This is a genomic window from Synechococcus sp. H60.2, assembly GCF_047462315.1.
Taxonomy (GTDB): domain Bacteria; phylum Cyanobacteriota; class Cyanobacteriia; order Thermostichales; family Thermostichaceae; genus Thermostichus.
The window spans coordinates 1-15,953 of the sequence record NZ_JANSIZ010000060.1; the positions used below are offsets into that span (position 1 = coordinate 1).

19 protein-coding genes and 1 pseudogene are annotated in these 15,953 nt (G+C 57.5%); 9 read left to right on the plus strand and 11 right to left on the minus strand.

The window, feature by feature from the left end; all coding sequences use genetic code 11:
- A partial coding sequence (locus tag NW845_RS09785) for a helix-turn-helix domain-containing protein (protein WP_414378356.1) occupies positions 1 to 120 on the minus strand: 120 nt, incomplete at its 3' end.
- A gap of 99 nt (positions 121 to 219) precedes the next feature.
- On the minus strand, positions 220 to 648 hold the full coding sequence (locus NW845_RS09790; protein ID WP_414378346.1) for an SHOCT domain-containing protein: 429 nt from the start codon (positions 646 to 648) through the stop codon (positions 220 to 222).
- Between the two features lie 117 nt (positions 649 to 765).
- On the opposite strand from NW845_RS09790, the pseudogene glmU reads away from it, so the two are divergent.
- The 6 genes and pseudogenes from glmU to NW845_RS09820 all read left to right on the plus strand — a co-directional run.
- Positions 766 to 2,115, plus strand: a pseudogene (glmU, locus tag NW845_RS09795) (bifunctional UDP-N-acetylglucosamine diphosphorylase/glucosamine-1-phosphate N-acetyltransferase GlmU); the annotation flags it as partial.
- Positions 2,098 to 2,634, plus strand: a complete 537-nt coding sequence (locus NW845_RS09800; protein ID WP_414378358.1) for a PPC domain-containing DNA-binding protein — start codon at positions 2,098 to 2,100, stop codon at positions 2,632 to 2,634. The pseudogene glmU and the gene NW845_RS09800, both read left to right, overlap by 18 nt.
- 116 nt (positions 2,635 to 2,750) lie before the next feature.
- Positions 2,751 to 3,227: a pentapeptide repeat-containing protein gene (locus NW845_RS09805; protein WP_414378347.1), complete on the plus strand. Its 477-nt coding sequence runs from the start codon at positions 2,751 to 2,753 to the stop codon at positions 3,225 to 3,227.
- A 22-nt stretch (positions 3,228 to 3,249) separates the two neighbouring features.
- A complete protein-coding gene (locus NW845_RS09810; protein WP_414364235.1) occupies positions 3,250 to 3,543 on the plus strand; it encodes a lipopolysaccharide assembly protein LapA domain-containing protein in 294 nt (97 codons plus the stop codon).
- A 147-nt stretch (positions 3,544 to 3,690) separates the two neighbouring features.
- Positions 3,691 to 4,947, plus strand: coding sequence for a 4-hydroxy-3-methylbut-2-enyl diphosphate reductase (locus NW845_RS09815; protein WP_414364234.1), 1,257 nt, complete (start codon positions 3,691 to 3,693; stop codon positions 4,945 to 4,947).
- A 57-nt stretch (positions 4,948 to 5,004) separates the two neighbouring features.
- Positions 5,005 to 5,967 (plus strand): AEC family transporter, encoded by a 963-nt coding sequence (locus NW845_RS09820; protein WP_414370783.1) that lies wholly within the window; start codon positions 5,005 to 5,007, stop codon positions 5,965 to 5,967.
- On the opposite strand, the gene NW845_RS09825 is transcribed toward NW845_RS09820, so the two are convergent.
- Together NW845_RS09825 and NW845_RS09830 are read right to left on the minus strand one after the other, a co-directional pair.
- Positions 5,964 to 6,158 (minus strand): hypothetical protein, encoded by a 195-nt coding sequence (locus NW845_RS09825; RefSeq protein WP_414364232.1) that lies wholly within the window; start codon positions 6,156 to 6,158, stop codon positions 5,964 to 5,966. The two genes, NW845_RS09820 and NW845_RS09825, sit on opposite strands and share 4 nt — an antisense overlap.
- Before the next feature lie 150 nt (positions 6,159 to 6,308).
- A complete protein-coding gene (locus NW845_RS09830; RefSeq protein WP_414364231.1) occupies positions 6,309 to 7,847 on the minus strand; it encodes a hypothetical protein in 1,539 nt (512 codons plus the stop codon).
- Between the two features lie 93 nt (positions 7,848 to 7,940).
- Here NW845_RS09830 and NW845_RS09835 point away from each other — a divergent pair, with 93 nt between their 5' ends.
- Positions 7,941 to 8,945 carry a YgfZ/GcvT domain-containing protein gene (locus tag NW845_RS09835; RefSeq protein ID WP_414364230.1) on the plus strand — a complete coding sequence of 335 codons (1,005 nt, stop codon included), beginning with the start codon at positions 7,941 to 7,943 and terminating at the stop codon, positions 8,943 to 8,945.
- Between the two features lie 16 nt (positions 8,946 to 8,961).
- Here the strand turns inward: NW845_RS09835 and NW845_RS09840 are convergent, their stop codons facing one another.
- From NW845_RS09840 to NW845_RS09870, 7 genes are all read right to left on the minus strand, one after another.
- The gene (locus tag NW845_RS09840) at positions 8,962 to 9,216 is read right to left on the minus strand and encodes an HNH endonuclease (RefSeq protein WP_414364229.1); all 255 of its coding nucleotides are present in this window, start codon (positions 9,214 to 9,216) and stop codon (positions 8,962 to 8,964) included.
- A 3-nt stretch (positions 9,217 to 9,219) separates the two neighbouring features.
- A complete protein-coding gene (locus NW845_RS09845; protein WP_414378349.1) occupies positions 9,220 to 9,546 on the minus strand; it encodes a KGK domain-containing protein in 327 nt (108 codons plus the stop codon).
- Positions 9,547 to 9,575: 29 nt separating this feature from the next.
- A complete protein-coding gene (locus tag NW845_RS09850; RefSeq protein ID WP_414378351.1) occupies positions 9,576 to 9,947 on the minus strand; it encodes a KGK domain-containing protein in 372 nt (123 codons plus the stop codon).
- A 35-nt stretch (positions 9,948 to 9,982) separates the two neighbouring features.
- On the minus strand, positions 9,983 to 10,393 hold the full coding sequence (locus NW845_RS09855; RefSeq protein WP_414378353.1) for a KGK domain-containing protein: 411 nt from the start codon (positions 10,391 to 10,393) through the stop codon (positions 9,983 to 9,985).
- 39 nt (positions 10,394 to 10,432) lie between these two features.
- Positions 10,433 to 12,958 (minus strand): dynamin family protein, encoded by a 2,526-nt coding sequence (locus tag NW845_RS09860; protein ID WP_414378354.1) that lies wholly within the window; start codon positions 12,956 to 12,958, stop codon positions 10,433 to 10,435.
- An 88-nt stretch (positions 12,959 to 13,046) separates the two neighbouring features.
- Positions 13,047 to 13,706, minus strand: coding sequence for an SDR family oxidoreductase (locus tag NW845_RS09865; RefSeq protein WP_414378355.1), 660 nt, complete (start codon positions 13,704 to 13,706; stop codon positions 13,047 to 13,049).
- 164 nt (positions 13,707 to 13,870) lie between these two features.
- Complete coding sequence (locus NW845_RS09870; RefSeq protein WP_414364222.1) at positions 13,871 to 14,923, minus strand: CsgG/HfaB family protein; 1,053 nt, start codon at positions 14,921 to 14,923, stop codon at positions 13,871 to 13,873.
- 325 nt (positions 14,924 to 15,248) lie between these two features.
- Here NW845_RS09870 and NW845_RS09875 point away from each other — a divergent pair, with 325 nt between their 5' ends.
- Both NW845_RS09875 and NW845_RS09880 read left to right on the plus strand, forming a co-directional pair.
- Positions 15,249 to 15,431: a 50S ribosomal protein L32 gene (locus NW845_RS09875; protein ID WP_011430004.1), complete on the plus strand. Its 183-nt coding sequence runs from the start codon at positions 15,249 to 15,251 to the stop codon at positions 15,429 to 15,431.
- A 107-nt stretch (positions 15,432 to 15,538) separates the two neighbouring features.
- The coding region (locus tag NW845_RS09880; RefSeq protein WP_414364221.1) for a J domain-containing protein at positions 15,539 to 15,953 on the plus strand (415 nt) is incomplete at its 3' end.

The following is a 15,953-nucleotide window of genomic DNA, read 5'->3' on the forward strand; positions in this document are numbered from 1 at the left end:
TTGGTACTGTCGCACCCAGCGGTGTACTGTTCTTTTGGTCACCATGAACCGTTCGGCTACCTGGCGGATAGAGGTCTTACCTGCCTGATAAGCTGCTACAACTCTTTGCCGTAGATCCAAAGAATGGGTTGGCCTCTCTTCCTCCCTCTTAAAACCTGTACCCCATTTTAAATTAACAGACTGTAGGTCGGAAATATCTTGGAGCAATCGCAGTCCCACTCAAGAGATCTCGCGAAGGTGGCGGCGGCGCTCCTCGTATTCGTCGCGGGTAATCAAGCCCTGCTTCAACTGGAGCTCCAACTGCTGCTCGGGATCCCGGACTTCCCGACCTTTCGCGCTGCTCCAGTCCAGCTCGATGAGATCCCGATTGAAGCGAAAATCGAAGTCCTCATTGGTCATGGTAAGCAACCACAGCCCTTCCAGCAGGCAGAGCGCTCGTAGCCCATAGCTGAGGATCTGCAGGGGAATAGAGGGAACCAACACCATCAGCCCCACCAGCAAGTACACCCAGCCCCAGCGCTTGTGGCCCATGTAGAAGCGCTGCAGTCCCGGGATCAGCACCCCCAGCACTGCCAGCCAGCCGGCTGCCTCGCGGACCAAGCGCTGACGTTTTTGAAGAGGGGTATCGGAGCCCTCGCTCTCGGCCATACCCTGCCCCACCTACACGTGCCACCAGGCTAGCGCAGTTTCCCAGGGCTTGGCAGAGGGGGAGGGAACACCAGCGCCTGCCGCGTATACTTGATGGGGGCAGATCGGAGGGCAAAGATGGCAGAGCGGGAGCTAGCCGTAGCAATCTTGGCAGCGGGCAAGGGCACCCGCATGCGGTCGCAATTGCCCAAGGTGCTGCACAAGCTGGGATCCCTGTCTTTGATCGAGCGGCTGCTGCGCACGGTGCTGGCCCTAGCGCCCCAGCGCTGTCTGGTGATTGTGGGTTACGGGCAGGAGCAGGTGCGACAGACCCTGCGGGAGTACCCGGTCGAATTTGTGGAGCAGGCCCAGCAACTGGGCACCGGACACGCGGTGCAGCAACTGTTGCCCGTCCTCGGCGACTTTCAGGGGGATCTGCTGGTGGTCAACGGGGATGTGCCTCTGTTGCGGGTGGAAACCCTGCAGGCGCTGGTGGAACGCCACCGCCAAGTCCAGCCGGATGTGACCTTGCTCTCGGCCCAGGTGGCGGATCCCTATGGCTATGGGCGGGTGTTTTGCGATGCTCAACAGCGGATCCTGGAGTTGGTGGAAGAGCGGGACTGCACCCCGGCCCAACGGCAAAATCGCCGCATCAACAGCGGCGTCTACTGTTTCCATTGGCCGGCCCTGGCCCGGGTGCTGCCGAGTTTGGAGCGGAACAACGCCCAGCAGGAGTACTATCTCACCGACGCGGTTAAACTACTGGAGAAAGCCATTGCCCTAGACGCTGAGGATCCTCAGGAAATCGTTGGCATCAACGACCGCCGCCAACTGGCCCAGGCCCACCAGATTTTGCAGGATCGCCTCAAGGAAGCCTGGATGGAGGCAGGGGTAACTTTTGTGGATCCCGACAGCGTCAGCCTGGAAGAGACGGTGGAATTGGCCCCCGATGTGGTGATCGAAGCCCAGACCCACCTGCGCGGGAGGTGCCGCATCGGGCCGCGTACTCGCTTGGGGCCGGGCAGTTGGATCGACTCCAGCACCATCGGCTCCGATTGCCACATCCTCTACTCGGTGGTCAGCCACAGCCAGATCGGCAACCATGTCTGGATAGGGCCCTATGCCCATATCCGCCCCAATAGCTGCATTGGCGACGGCTGCCGCATTGGCAACTTTGTGGAAGTTAAAAACACTCAGATTGGCTCCCACACCAACGCCGCCCACCTGGCCTACCTAGGTGACGCCAAGCTGGGATCCCAGGTCAACATCGGCGCCGGCACGATCATCGCCAACTACGACGGCCAGCAGAAGCACTTCACAGAAATCGGCGATCGCAGCAAGACCGGCGCCAACTCGGTGCTGGTGGCCCCCCTCAAGGTGGGATCCGATGTCACCATTGCCGCCGGCTCCACCATCCCTGCCCGCTACCCTGTACCCGACGACTGCCTGGTGATTGCCCGTGCCTACCCGGTGGTCAAGCCCGGCTGGCGACCGGGGAGCGCTGCTGCTGCTGGCCGCCAACAGCCTCTACCCACGGGATCCCTCAAGATCTACCCCCTACGCCTGCTGCCCGGCCAAGACCTCAAGCAGGAGCTGGAGCGCTTTGCCCGCCAACAACCTTTGCAGGCAGCCTTTGTCCTCAGTGCTGTTGGCAGCCTCAGCCAAGCCACCCTGCGCCTGGCCGACCAAACAGAGGATCACCTCTTGTCGGAGTGCCTGGAGATCCTGTCCCTGAGCGGATCCCTGTGCCCGGACGGCGTCCATCTTCATCTGGCTGTTGCCGATGCCCAAGGCCGAACTTGGGGAGGGCACCTGCGCCCCGGCTGCCTCATCTACACCACCGCCGAGATTGTCCTTGCCGACAGCCTGGAGTACCGCTTCTCCCGTCAGCCGGATCCGGCCACCGGCTACTTGGAGCTGCACATCCAAAAGGTAGCAGAAGCAACCCCGCCCTCTCCCCAGAGGGCAGATGAGACAGCGGCGGGGATCCCTTCTTGCCCGCCGTGAACCGCGAGCGGCTGTAGATAGACGGTATAATGGCCAACATCTAGCATTGAGTCATCAGCACCTCATTTGGCAATTAAGGGTTGCTGGATAAACTCGGCGATTGGGGGTACCCGGCCATGCCCCGAGTGACCACTGCAGATGAGCTGCTGGCAAACTATGCCGCCGGCGAGCGCAACTTTCAAGAATCCAACCTGGTGGGTGTGGACTTGGTGCGTGCCACCCTGCAGGGGGTGAATCTGAGAGGGGCCAACCTCTCCTTTGGCAAGCTGAGCGGGGTTAACTTGCAGGAGGCGGATCTGCGTGGAGCCGATCTCAGCTCCGCCAACCTGATGGGGGCCAACCTGCGCGGTGCCAACCTTTGGGAAGCCAACCTCATTGGCGCCGATCTCAGCTTTGCCGATTTGCGGGAAGCCAACTTGCACGGGGCCTACCTGTGGGAAGCCAAGCTAACCCGTGCCCAACTGCAGGGATCCGATCTGAGCGCGGCAAAAATAGGCGGAGCGGTGCTGATTGGTGCCGACCTAAGCGGCGCCATCCTGCCCGATGGCACAGTGCAGCCCTGGCCTGCGCCGTCGGCCAGCAAGGCAGAATAGAACTGTTGCGACGGGATCCCTCATGCTGCTGCTGTTCCACTTGGCCTTGACACTGCTGTTGGCTTTGGGAGTGGCAGTCCTGGCCGGACAAAACCCCACCCCTCTGACCGTCTATTTTCTAATGTGGCGCTCGGTGGAGCTCCCCTTGGGGTTTCTCATCGCCGCGGCCATCGGCCTGGGTCTGTTGACGGCGGGGCTAGGCTCTTTGCTTTGGCCGGGGCGCAGCTTCTCCCTGACTGCCCGTCAGCTCCAGGAACGGCTGCAGCAACTGGAAAGGCAAGATCAGCCGCCTCCTGAGAGCGCAATCTCTCGGTAGCTGCCCTGGCTCTTGTGGATCGAGTCTGGGATCCCTTCGGATTTTTGGGGGCTGTCCTGCCGCCGGGGTGACCTACCCACTCAAGACAGGGCGTAAGCTGAGAGAGGATCCCTTTGCTGTTAGCGGTGCACAGACCAAGTGACAACCATGCCTCATTCCCAACCCTCTTCTCCGGCTAGCTCCCCCCAGGATCCGCGTGCCCTGCGCAAGGCTCTGCGCAGCTCCAGCACCTACTTTGCCAAAGGGTTTGAAGAGCACAAGGATCAAGCCCAACGGGAGCTGCAAACCACCTACAAAAGCTCGCTGGTGGAGCAGATCCGCGCCCAGTCCTACTGCTATCGGCAGGGGGATATCACCATCCATCTGGCCAAGGCGTTTGGCTTCTGCTGGGGTGTGGAGCGGGCGGTGGAATATGCCTACGAAGCGCGGCGCCGCTTTCCGGATCGGCAGATCTGGATCACCAACGAGATCATCCACAACCCTCTGGTCAACCGCCACCTACAGGAGATGGGGATCCGCTTTGTGGAGAAAGGCCCGGATGGCAAAAAGGACTTCTCCCAGATCCGGCCCGAGGACGTGGTGATCTGGCCTGCCTTTGGGGCCAGCGTATCGGAGATGGAGTTTTTCCGGTCGCAGGGCAACGAGATCGTCGATACCACCTGCCCCTGGGTGTCCCGCGTGTGGAACCAGGTGGACAAACACCGCGCCGCCCAATTCACCTCTGTCATCCACGGCAAGTACAACCACGAAGAAACCGTAGCCACCAGCTCTTTTGCCGAGAAATATCTGGTGGTGCTGAACCTGGAAGAAGCGCAATGGGTCGCCCGCTACATTTTGGAAGGCGGAGATGCGGCAGAATTTCGGCGGCGCTTCGGCAAGGCCACGTCTCCCGGCTTCGATCCGGATCGGGATCTGGAGCGGATTGGCATTGCCAACCAAACCACGATGCTGGAGGGGGAAACGCGCGCCATTGCCAAGCTGTTTGAGACCACGATGCTGCGCAAATATGGCCCCCAGGAGCTGGATAACCACTTCATGAGCTTCAACACCATCTGCAACGCCACCCAAGAACGGCAGGATGCCATGTTTGAGCTGCTGGAGCGGCCCTTGGACGTGGTGGTGGTAATCGGCGGGTTCAATTCCTCCAATACCACTCACCTGCAGGAAATTGCCCTGGCCAAGGGGCTGCCCTCTTTCCACATCGATGGCCCCGACTGCATCCAGCCCCCCAACTGCATCCGCCACAAGCCCCTCCACCAAGACCCAATTGTTACCGAGGGTTGGTTGCCCGATGGGCCGGTGCAGATCGGCATCACCTCCGGTGCCTCTACCCCAGACCGGGTGGTAGAAGAGGTGATTCTGCGCATCTTTGCCCTGCGTGAACAGCAGCAGATCCCTGCCTGATGGATTGCCAGGACAAGGCTGGGATCCGCTTCCTCTCCCTCCTAGGGCCACTTGGGCGTGCTCACCACACTTTTCCAGGTTTATCTCCCCCTCTTGGGCTGGACACTGCTGGGGTTTCTCCTGCAAAGGAGGCTGCCCCCTACTTGGAGCCGCTGGCTGTCTCCCCATGCGCTGGGCCGCTTCATGTTTTGGGTAGGGGTGCCCCTGGGCACAATTGGATTTATGCGGGGGGTAGATCTCTCCGGCCAGATCTGGGTGGCCCCGTTGGTCTGCTGGCTGGCAACCGGGCTAGGATTTGCCCTGGCCAACGCCTGGCTAAGATGGCAACACCACGCCTGGCAGGGGAACAAAGATGGGGATCCCTGGCTTTGGAGCAGGGGGCGGCGCGGCAGCTTCTATCTGACAGCCACCCTGGGAAATACGGGTTATTTGGGTTACCCCATCTGCTTGGCGGTGGCCGGGAGCGCCTACTTTGGCTGGGCCCTGTTTTACGACCTGTTGGGCACGCTCTTTACAGCCTACGGGCTGGGGGTTTGGGTGGCCAGCCACCACAGCCCCTCCCACCCTCCTCCCTGGCAGGCAGCGACTCGACTGCTGAGCAGCCCCACCCTGTGGGCCTTCTTTGTCGGCCTAGCTCTAGCTCGCCAACCCCTGCCGGGGTGGCTCTCTCAAGGATTGGTTGCCTTCGCCTGGAGCACGATTCCCCTCAGCCTGCTGCTCCTCGGGATCCGACTGGCCCAAGTAAAACGCTGGGGATCCTTTCGCCCTGCCGCCGTGGCTCTCCTCATCAAAATTGTGATTGTCCCTCTCTTGGTTGGCCTGGGGTTAACCTTGACTCCCTATCCCCCCTTGGCCAAGCTGGTGCTAACTTTGCAGGCTGGCATGCCCCCTGCTATTGCCACCCTGGTGCTCACGGAAGAATACGACTTGGATCGGGAGCTTACTGTAACGGCCCTGGCCGTAGGCTACTTGGCAGCTTTGTTTACCCTGCCCCTTTGGCTGGGGTTATGGGGATCCTAGTAGGCCAGGTGAGAGAGGGTTTGCTCGAGGTAGCAATGTACCAAACGATCCAGCTCAGACTCCTGGCTGGGCAGTTCCCGTCCTTGGAGCCATCCTCGGAAGCCCGAGCTTTCCACAATGGCCTGGCGCAACGGCTTCCAAACTGCTTGGGCGCGCCGTTCTGTATCGGGGCTGAGAGCAGGACTGGTCATGATTTCTGAGGAGGAAGCTGAGAGTAGACTGAACTCAGAATAGCCCGGATCCCCGTTGGCTTTGGCTTCCTAGGATACAAATCTGCCTATCTCTCTCCCCTCTCCCTGAGGAAGAGGGGCTGAAGGCAAGGCCAAGAAGCCCAGGGATCCCTAAACGAACAATTGGCTGCGCTGCTGGATGCGCAGGGTTGGTCCCAAGGCATTGAGGAGGGCAACGCCATAGCTGCGGGCAACGATGCGGCTATCCAAAATCGCCACCCAGCGGGTGGGCAAGCCGGAGGCTTCATCTGCTTCTGCGCCTTGCCGCAGAGGGGCGACAGCCCGCTGCAATTGGCTGGCCGCCACTGGCAAGAGGTATTGGCGGAACCAGTCCTGCTGGGTGCGCTGCAGATACTGCACCCGTCCGGCCACTCTTGGATCCTCCATCGAGGGAAAAGGCAGAGTGGCAATCGCCAGCAGCTCTGGACAGGGTAGGCTGGCCTTGTGCTGCAACCAGTAGGGCCAGTCGCAGACCAAAATGCCCTTTTCTCCGGGAAATAGGCTGTTTACCCGTACCCGCGAGCCAAATTCGGCAGCCAAAGCAGCCCCCACCTGTACCTGCAGAGGTTGATCCGACACCAGCACCACCACAAAGCCCTGCACCTGCGGGATCAGGCTCCTTAGCTCCTGCAACAGGTGCTCCCGAAAGAGGGGGCTGTTGGGCAAGGGCAGCCGCGGCAAGTAGAGGGAAAGGCTCGGCAAAGGCTCCCCGCCGGAACGGATCCAATCCTCGCCTGAGCTGAAGCGCAAGGGTGTCAGATCTGGCAAGCCCAGGCGCCAACGATAGGCCTCCGCCTGCCGATCCAGATCCAGGGCCTCGCCGATGATCACCACCGGCTGAGTGGCCCAGATGGGCGCCAGCCACTCGTGTAGAGCTGCCGGGCTGTGGTGAAGGGTGAGGCGACCAGTCTCGCGGTCAGTTTCTGCCCACCAAACCCAGCGGGAGGTGGGATCCCCCTCGGCGCTAAGCCTGCAGCGGATTTGATCCCAAGGATCTGGCAGCCAGCCGGCGTAGCCTACCACCAGAGACAGCGCTGCCTCCAGGTGAACCTGTTCATCCGCCTGGAGCAGGCAGCGGGAAAGCGGTCGCCGCAAAAGCTGCAGGGCCAAATTCACCTGGGCCTGGGAAAGCCGCTCCGCCTCGGCAGGGAAGATCTGCCGGAGCTGCTGCCAGTGACTGGCTTCCAGGGTGACCGTCAGCGCCTGGTAGGCCCAATCTTCCAGGTCTTCGGCTCCGTCTAGGATCAGAGGGATCCCGGTCGGTACCTCGGCTCCCCTTAGGCGAGCCCGCAGCCAATCCAGGGGATCTACCAACAGCAGCCCCTGAAAATCGGGATCTGGCCAACGGTCTTTTTGCAGGACGGGCTTGTGCAACTGCAGGGTCTGCCGGAGCCAAGGGATCTCTTCTCCCAAGATTTGCGCCTGCACGGGCACCGTGGCACAGAGCAACGTGGCATGCGGCCACATCAAGGCTGGCAGCAGATAGCTGAGGCGGTGCTGGCCCCCAGCAGGCACTTGGATCAAGGTGCTGCGACCCAACCGCAATCCCCGGGCCACCATGCGGGCCATCGTCAACTGATGGGGCCACACGGCTTCGGGAGACTGCCGCAAAAGCTGTCGCAACTGTTGGTGAACCTCAACCTCGATCACAGTCAGTACACCAAGGATCTGCCACAGACGCTAGGGTAAACTAGCCTATTCTAGGGTAGGGAAGAAAACCAAAGAGCACCCCTGGGGTGAGCGATGTCTGTTATTTCTGCTGTTCACACCACCTTGACCACGCAAGAGCAAGCCGCCGCGCAGAGGGGATCCCTGCTTTTGGATCGCTCTGAATGGGGTCGCCTACGCCTGCAGGGATCCCCCGGCTTGGACTATTTGCACAGCCAGAGCACCCAGAATCTTAAGGCCCTTGCTCCCGGCCAAGGGGCGGATACGGTTTTCGTTAGCCCCGCAGCAGGGATCCTCGATCTGGCCACGGTGTATGTGGAAGAAGAGGCTTCCTGGATCTGGACTTCGCCGCAGCGGCGCAGCCTGCTGATGCAGAGCCTGGGGCGTATGTTGCCCTTTGTGCGGGGGGCCCAGCTAGCCGATGCGACTGACCAGACCTTTGCCTTTGGGCTAATTGGCCCCCAGAGCCAGGCTCTTCTGGAGAAGGTGGTGGCTGCAGAAGAGATCCCGACAAAACTGTACGAACACCGCCAGGTGGCGATTCAGGGGATCCCTGTCCATTTGGCCTGTGGCAGCGGCCTTGCCCAGCCGGGATTTACCCTCTGGGGCAACCTAGAGCACAAAGCCGCCCTTGCCGACTGCCTGCTGCAAGCTGGAGCGGAGCTGGCCTCACCTGAACTTTGGGAAGCCCTGCGCCTGGAGGCCGGTCGCCCCGCCGCCGACCGCGAGCTAACCCCCGACTACAACCCTCTGGAAGCCGGCCTATGGCACGCCATTTCCCTCTCCAAAGGGTGTTACATTGGCCAGGAAGTCTTGGCCAAGCAGGTAACCTACCGGCGCATCCGCCAAACCCTCTGGGGGATCCGCCTCCAGGGCGAGGCTCAGCCCGGTGCCGACATCGTGCGGCAAGGAGAAAAGATTGGTGTGTTGACCAGCGCTGGTTCCACCTCCCAAGGCTACTGGGGCTTGGGCTATGTGCGCACCAAGTTCGAGCCGGCTGAAGGGTGGGAGGTGGAAGTCGGTTCTGTAGCAGGGATCCTCACCCGCCCGCCCTTTTTGAGCTTTCCGCCTGTTGTTTGAGGTAGATCTCAGCTCCCTAGAGATCGAAATGGCGGCGAAAGCGGGGATCCCACCTGTCCTTTTTGCGCTGATTACAGACTTTGCACAGGGTTTGCAAGTTGCTGATGTCGTTGCTGCCGCCCTGGGCAAGGGGGACGATGTGATCAACCTGAAGCTGCACCTCTGGGGGCGATTTGCCACAACTGCGGCAGCGGAAGCCATCCCTTTGGAAGACATACTCCCGCACAGATGCTGGGATCGGGATCCTCTCACCAGGTTTTTTCTCCTTCATTCACTACTCACCTGTAGCGCGAAAAATATCTAGATTCTCTTCAGAATTTCGGGATGGACTATCGGGAGTAAACTCGAGACAAACTTTAAGGGATATCTTGCCCTCAGCCCAATCCTTTCTAGGTTGTAAGATTCGGGATTTTACTCCCTCTACTAAAGCTCTAATTTCTATGTGAACCTTTTTTGAGTGAAGGTGTCTATTTGTTAGTGCAATATCTGCAAGAAGGTAATCAATAATTGCACTGTGCAAAACACTAGGAAGATAGATTTGGTCGCCAATCGCAACGGCAGTTTCTTTATCATCTGCTTTGAGAAGTATCGAGTCAAGCATGTCTTGTTTCCTAGTGCTAACAGACCTGGCTAATCGGCATCCTTTCGAAGGTCATCCAGAGAAGATCCATCGCTTGCTGATCCTGGATCTTCTGGCTCAAACTCAACTATTAGCCTTACCCTAACTCTGCCATCAACCCATGGCAAGCTAGGACGTAAAAGTTTAGCAGGGATCCCTCTCGCATCAGTTATTTTGCCAAAATTAACCAAGCCATAGTTAAATGAAATGTTTCTGGCTCTAAGTTTGTCAGATAAACGAGATCCAAAGTTATCATAAGCACTTTCCAAGCAAGCCTCAATAAACTCTTTTGAGTAGATCAGGCGTCCTCCTATATCAACGACGGTGTTTGGAGAAGCATCTATCTCGACAAAGCGATCCTGAGGTTGATCGTTGCTTGACACTGACCCAGCCTCCTAATGCATCCCGCTAACTTAAGCTACTCCTTGTCTGTGCGAAGGTCATCCAGAGAAGATCCATCGCTACTCTCTGAGCCCGTACGCTCTGGCTCAAACTCTACAGTGATCCGCAATCTGACCCTGCCTTTCTCCCACTCCTTCTTACCCGGCACCAAGAGCTGACAGGTCAGGCCCTGATCAAACCACTTGGTTTCTTGCAGTAGCTTTTCTTCGGGTTTAGGGGCAAGAAGGCTACTGGCAATACTAATCAGGTTTTCCGGTGGGAGGATCCCCGAGGATCTCAAGGCTGCAATAAACAAGCGATTGAGCTCTTCCTTTTTGGCCAAATCCTCTTGGGCAGCTTTGACCAGGCTAGCAACCTTGAAAGTTTTCTCCCCTACAGAGAGGATCCCTTCTAAGTATTGCTGCAAGGGCAGGGACTTAGGCAACAAAACTTCACCTCCTCAAATAGTAGGGAGAAACAAACTGCTTTATCTCAGATCGTCAAGTATGCTGTCCAGCTCGGGGAAAATCTTACCTAAGTCAGAGATCTCATCACTCGGCTCACTTTCGCTCGCTGGCTGCTCGGAAGAACCTGCTGAGCTGTCAGCTAATTCACCGGTCGAAGAAGGTTTCAGTAAAGAAATCGAGGGCAAAAGTTCACGACCTAGGCCCATAGCCTGTAAGCATAGGTTAATCCCAGAAACGGCTTGGTTGTAGCTATCGATCTTTGCTTCTAGATCCCTTAGACGCTGTTGGTTTAAGGTAATTCTTTCTTCTGCTTCCTTTCTAAGTGTCGCTTCCATAAATTGCTTTGCTTCGGGATACTTTTGCAGAATTTCATCAGCCACTTCCTTAGCAACGGGCAAGAGCTGAGTCTTGAGGGTATTGTTGGTTTCTTGCCGGAAGTTAGAGCGTATTGTCTGGCTGACTTTGGGCTCAAAGTCAAGCTTCAGCAATTGCCGGATCCCCGGCTCCGCATCTCGAATAGCGGAAATATCGTAGGACTGAGATGTTTGCTTTAAAACTTCCCGGAACTGGTAAATGGAGAAAGTGCCCTCGTCATAGAAGCGAGGACTTTCTCTTAGATACCGATCGCACTCTTTTCGAGCGCCGCTGACTAATGCAGTGCAAACTTTTTCCTTAACCTCTAGTAGTTTTTTCTCTAGATCACCGTCGGATCCCAGTAGGCGAAACAACTGCTTGTAGTAGTCTGAACTGCGTACCCGATCAATAATCCGCCGGAAGGAGTTCTCCACAACTGTGGTGGCAGACTCGACCAGTATATCCTCTAGGTGATTTGATAGGTAGTAAAGAGCCTCAACCAGCACAGCCAAAAAGGGAGCCGTGGAGTTACGGTGGTGGATGCGGACAGCTTGGCTATAGGCACTATCTATTGAGAATGTGTCCAGAAGCTCATCCAGCCTACGCACCATCTTGGCCTGCAGCCTTCGGAAGTCATACTCAAACTCTTTATCCGTTCCGTCAATAATTTCGTTAACCATAGTTTGAATATGTTCATCGAACTCTTGACCAATCCTATTCAACTGCTGATTAATAAGCATTAACTCATGGGCAATCATGCTATCAACTTCTCTAGGCTGGCTGTCTAGGTCTCTATAAAGATCTAGGTAGGACTTTCTGAGCTCAATACACAGAGGCTGCAGGTCATCGGCAAGAGCTATAAACAACTGCGGGCGCTTTTCTTCCTTCAAATAGCGAGTAATCCCACTGAGAAATTCTTCTATGCCGCTATCTTTGATCATGTACTCAATCAAGGGCTTGCCCCACTCGCTTAGAATTCGAACGTAGTTATCGATAGGAGTCTCATAGCCGTGCACCGAAGGGCGGAAGGGGGATCCCACAAGCCTGCCTGAGGAGCTACAGTACTTGACAAATTCGCTAATAAATTGAGGTGTCTGCTCTCTGCCACCTAGCTCTTTTATACTTTCTGCAAAAATGGTATCCAGACCAAACCTTGTTTCTCGAGTCGTTTCCCTGATCTGCGAGCCGTAGAAGCCAAGCAGGGCACTAGTTTTAAATAGGCGAGCTTGACGAAACTGCTGGTCAATGATGGTCTCTAATCTCTGCCTTAGCTGGGAGTTGTACCAAGTTTCATCAATGCGATTGAACACATAAAAAACTCGATCGCGAATACTTTCGCTACTTTGGATGTGCTCAATGAGTTCTGTTTCTTCTTTAGTCAGCTCACCTGTTGTAGCACACTTGAGGACACAGACAACTGCGGAAGTGTTTGGATCGGCAATTTTTTGATAGGTGCGCTCGGCATCCGCTTTAACCGGAGCATCAATTCCAGGGGTATCGACAATAACGTTTCCGTCTTCTAATAGAGGATGATGGCAGTAGTACTCAATCTTCCGCAGAACTGCACTATTGGCACCGCGCCGCGCAAAGCTGGCCGCTTCTCTTAGGTTGCCAAGGTTAAGCTGTTCCATCGAAAATACTCTGTTTTCGGTTGGGTGAATTCTGGCGCGGTTTTGCTGGAAACCTTCAATTAATAAGCGCAGCGCATCTGCCTGCTTTGCTCGTTCCGACTTACTTTTGCCGCCCTCCTGCTGAACAATGGCCTCAGCCTGCTCTTTTAGGCGATTGAGGGTGACTTCCTCTAGGTTGTTGCCGCTGGGTAGGGTCAAGCCTAAGCGAGTGCAGAAGGCAGCCATCTGTTCCTGCACCTGCCGCTCGCTGAGGAAGGTGAGTACTACCCTCTCGGCGTCAGGCTCTGCATAGGAGATGTAGCACTCTGTCCCTGTGGCGTGTCCTTCGGCGCTATAGAGAAGCTCCCTTTCCAACAAGGCGTTGATCAGCATCGACTTGCCAGCGCTAAAAGCACCGGCAAAGACAATCTCAAAAGTTGGGGAAATAGCCTTGCTCAGTGAAGCCTGAACTCGGGTTGTATCTTGCTTCCCCGAAAGCGTGGGATCCTGCTGCCAAAGGTTTAGAATCGTTTCAACATGCTCCCGTAAGTTCTCACACTGAGGCAAGAGTTGCACAGCCATCTCAGGGATCTCCGCTAGGGCTGGGGAGATTATAACGCCCTCAGCCTCGGGCGTGAGATCCCTATACTACTTTTCTTCCGACGGGGCCCTAGCTTGCTAGGGCAAAGAGGTCACTCCACTCCCGCCTGGGAACGCCGGGCTTAGCGATGATCTCGAAGATGCGGTTTTTTGCTGCCGGCTGGAACAGGCTTTCAACAGCCACTTGAGCTACCTTGAGGCGAGGGATGCTGCCCTCAAAGAGAGTGTCAGCCTGGGAGAGGACAATGCCATCCTCGTTGTCCTGGTTTTTCAGGCCCCCTGGCCGAATGATGGTGTAGGTGAGGCCGCTGTTTTGCAAGTATTCTTCGGCTCGTTTTTTCCACACCAAGATCAGCCAAAACAGGTTGAGGGGATGGAACAACTGGGACACGCACAGAGAAGAAATCAAAACAAAGTGTTGGATCCCTTGGGCTTTGGCCACATCCACTAAGTTCTTGGTGCCTTCATAATCCACTCGGTAAGGCAGAAAGGGATCCCAACTGGGCCTAGCCCCTGTAGCACAGAGCACTACCGTACATCCCTCCATGCCGGCCCTTAGCGTGGCCGGGTCCAGCACATCTCCCACCACCACTTCCGCTTCGGGGGGAAGAACCTGTGCGGCCAGCTCGCGGCTGCGCACCAGCGCCCGTACCGGGATGCCGCGGCCCACCAACTCTTTGACGATGCGCCGCCCCGTTTCTCCCGTAGCCCCTGCAACAAAAGCCTTCATCTTCTCCCTTTGCCTTGGTTGGCTGTAGTTGTACCAGCTCTTGGGTTGGCCCTGCCAGAACCATTATCCAATCCGCCCAGAGCGGAATGGTAGGGATCCCAAAGCGCAACGAATAGCCCCAACCTGCTGGTGAAGCAAGTTACGGGGGAGTAGCCGGTGGACTTCTATTGAAGTGGCTTGGCTACATCTCCCACCTTAAAGCCAGAGCCGCTGAGAATGCGGCCCACACTGGATCCCTGATCCACCTCTGTCAGTTGAATTTGGCCAGCTGGCTCGGTCAATTTGCGTAGGACTGCTCCTGTGGCCGGATCCTTAACCTCGCGAACGACGCGCTCCACAGAAAGGATCAATCCCACGCGATAGCCGTCGCGGCTGCCCTTGTTCAAGATCACCTGATTGCCGTAGACATCCGCCACCAAGGCATCCACCGTCGGCAAAGAGCGGGGCTGGGCTGCCAAGCGACTGGCAAAACCGGCCAACTGCTGGGCAATTTGCTCCACCGCCTGCTGGCTGGCCAAAACCAGCAGCTTTTCTTCGTTGCTGGTGGCGGATCCCCCGCCAAAGCCGGCAACCGTGACCGTGCTATCCGACTGGCTGGCGTTGCCCCGGCCCTCGACCACGGCCAAGATCTCGGCCGTGCTGGTGCTCACCAGGCGGGCATTGAGCTGCACGTTGGCATCGGCATCCACCGACTCGGCCCCCACCGCCAGCGGAAAGCTGCCGAAGGGGGTTAAGACCGGCGCCCCACCGCCGGAACGGCGCACCGACACATCGAACTGGGTAACACTGCCGAGGATCACTGCATCGACCCCGAGGATCCGGCCCACCTGAGCGGCGGTGTTGGCATCCAACCGCCCTGATAGCCCCAAGTTCTGCTCGGCCAAGATCGCGTCCAGCCGCGAGCGCTCGATAACAGAAAAAGTGCCATCTCTCACCAGCCGATCCACCAGCAGATCGCTCACCCCCCGGGAAGCCTCGCGCAGGCTGTAGGAATTGCTGAGGCTGCTGAAATCAAAATCCAAAACCGCAACGCGCGGGCGAGTGCTGGGTTGAGGCGCTTGTCCTACCTGGCTGGGGGCAGAGAGATTGCAGCGAAGGTCTTGGGGAAACTTCTGGCACAGCTCCGGATTGGTGGATTGGGCAGCCACTGGGATCCCCGTCCAACCCAAGCTCAGCAGCGGGATCCCGAACAACAAGATGGAAGAGAGGTTGCGCATGATTGAGCGATCTCCTGGATCGAGGAGGTGGCCACAGTCCATTCTTAGCTTGCACCCAAAAGAGCTTCCGGGGGAGGATGACCAATGTCGCCTGGCCGCCTGTTCCAGAAGATGTCCTATACTCTACCGACTTCGAGGCCTTTGGGAAAAGGGATGAAGAGGGTTTGCACAGAGGAGTTGACAGATCTCAACAGTTAAGGTTGGGCAGAGACGCTCGCCCTTTGTAAGTTGCCGGAAAAGCTTGACCCAATTGGGCCAGGTTCAGAACGGGATCGAGCGTGCAAGCCCAGTGCTAGCCTAGTAAAGCTGTGTTTTTGTACAAGCTATGCCTGTTCCCAAGAAGAAAACCTCCAAAGCCCGCAGTCGCAGGCGGTATGCTGTCTGGCTGGGCAAAGCCAAGCTGCAGGCCCAGCGGGCGATGACCATTGGGCGCGCCATTCTCAGCGGTCGCAACACCGGCTTCTACTACCCCAAAGCCAAGTCCGAAGAAGAGGAGGGAGAAGAATAAAGCCCGGCAGCAGGGATCCCCATAGCCAGAAGAGTGGTTTACATTGGGGTCAGGCTCTCTTGAGAGCTGTTCTGCTGCCTCCCGGTCTTGGTTGTTTAGCGACTGGCATGCGCTCGTTGACCTCTCTTACCTACTACCAGCGGCTGGGCCTGTCTCCAGGGGCATCTCCTGAGGCCATTCGGCGGGCCTACCGGCAGTTGAGCAAACGCTACCATCCCGACACTTCTCCTCTGGCGCCAGAGGTGGCGATTCGTTGCTTCCAAGAACTCCAGGAAGCCTACCTTGTCCTCAGCAACCCGGCGAAACGGGCCATCTACGATGCCAGCCTGCGGGCGGTGACGGTCGAAACGGGATCCCTCAACGGGAGGGGATCCCTTCATACGGATTCTCTCGAGCTGCGCATGGAAACCCGGCCTCTCTCGGCGGGCGAGCTCTGTGCCCTGCTGCTGATGGGATCCACCTTCGTGGCGTGTTTGGTGTTGGCGGTTGCTTTGGCCTGGCTACGGGAGGGAGGGGTGGGCT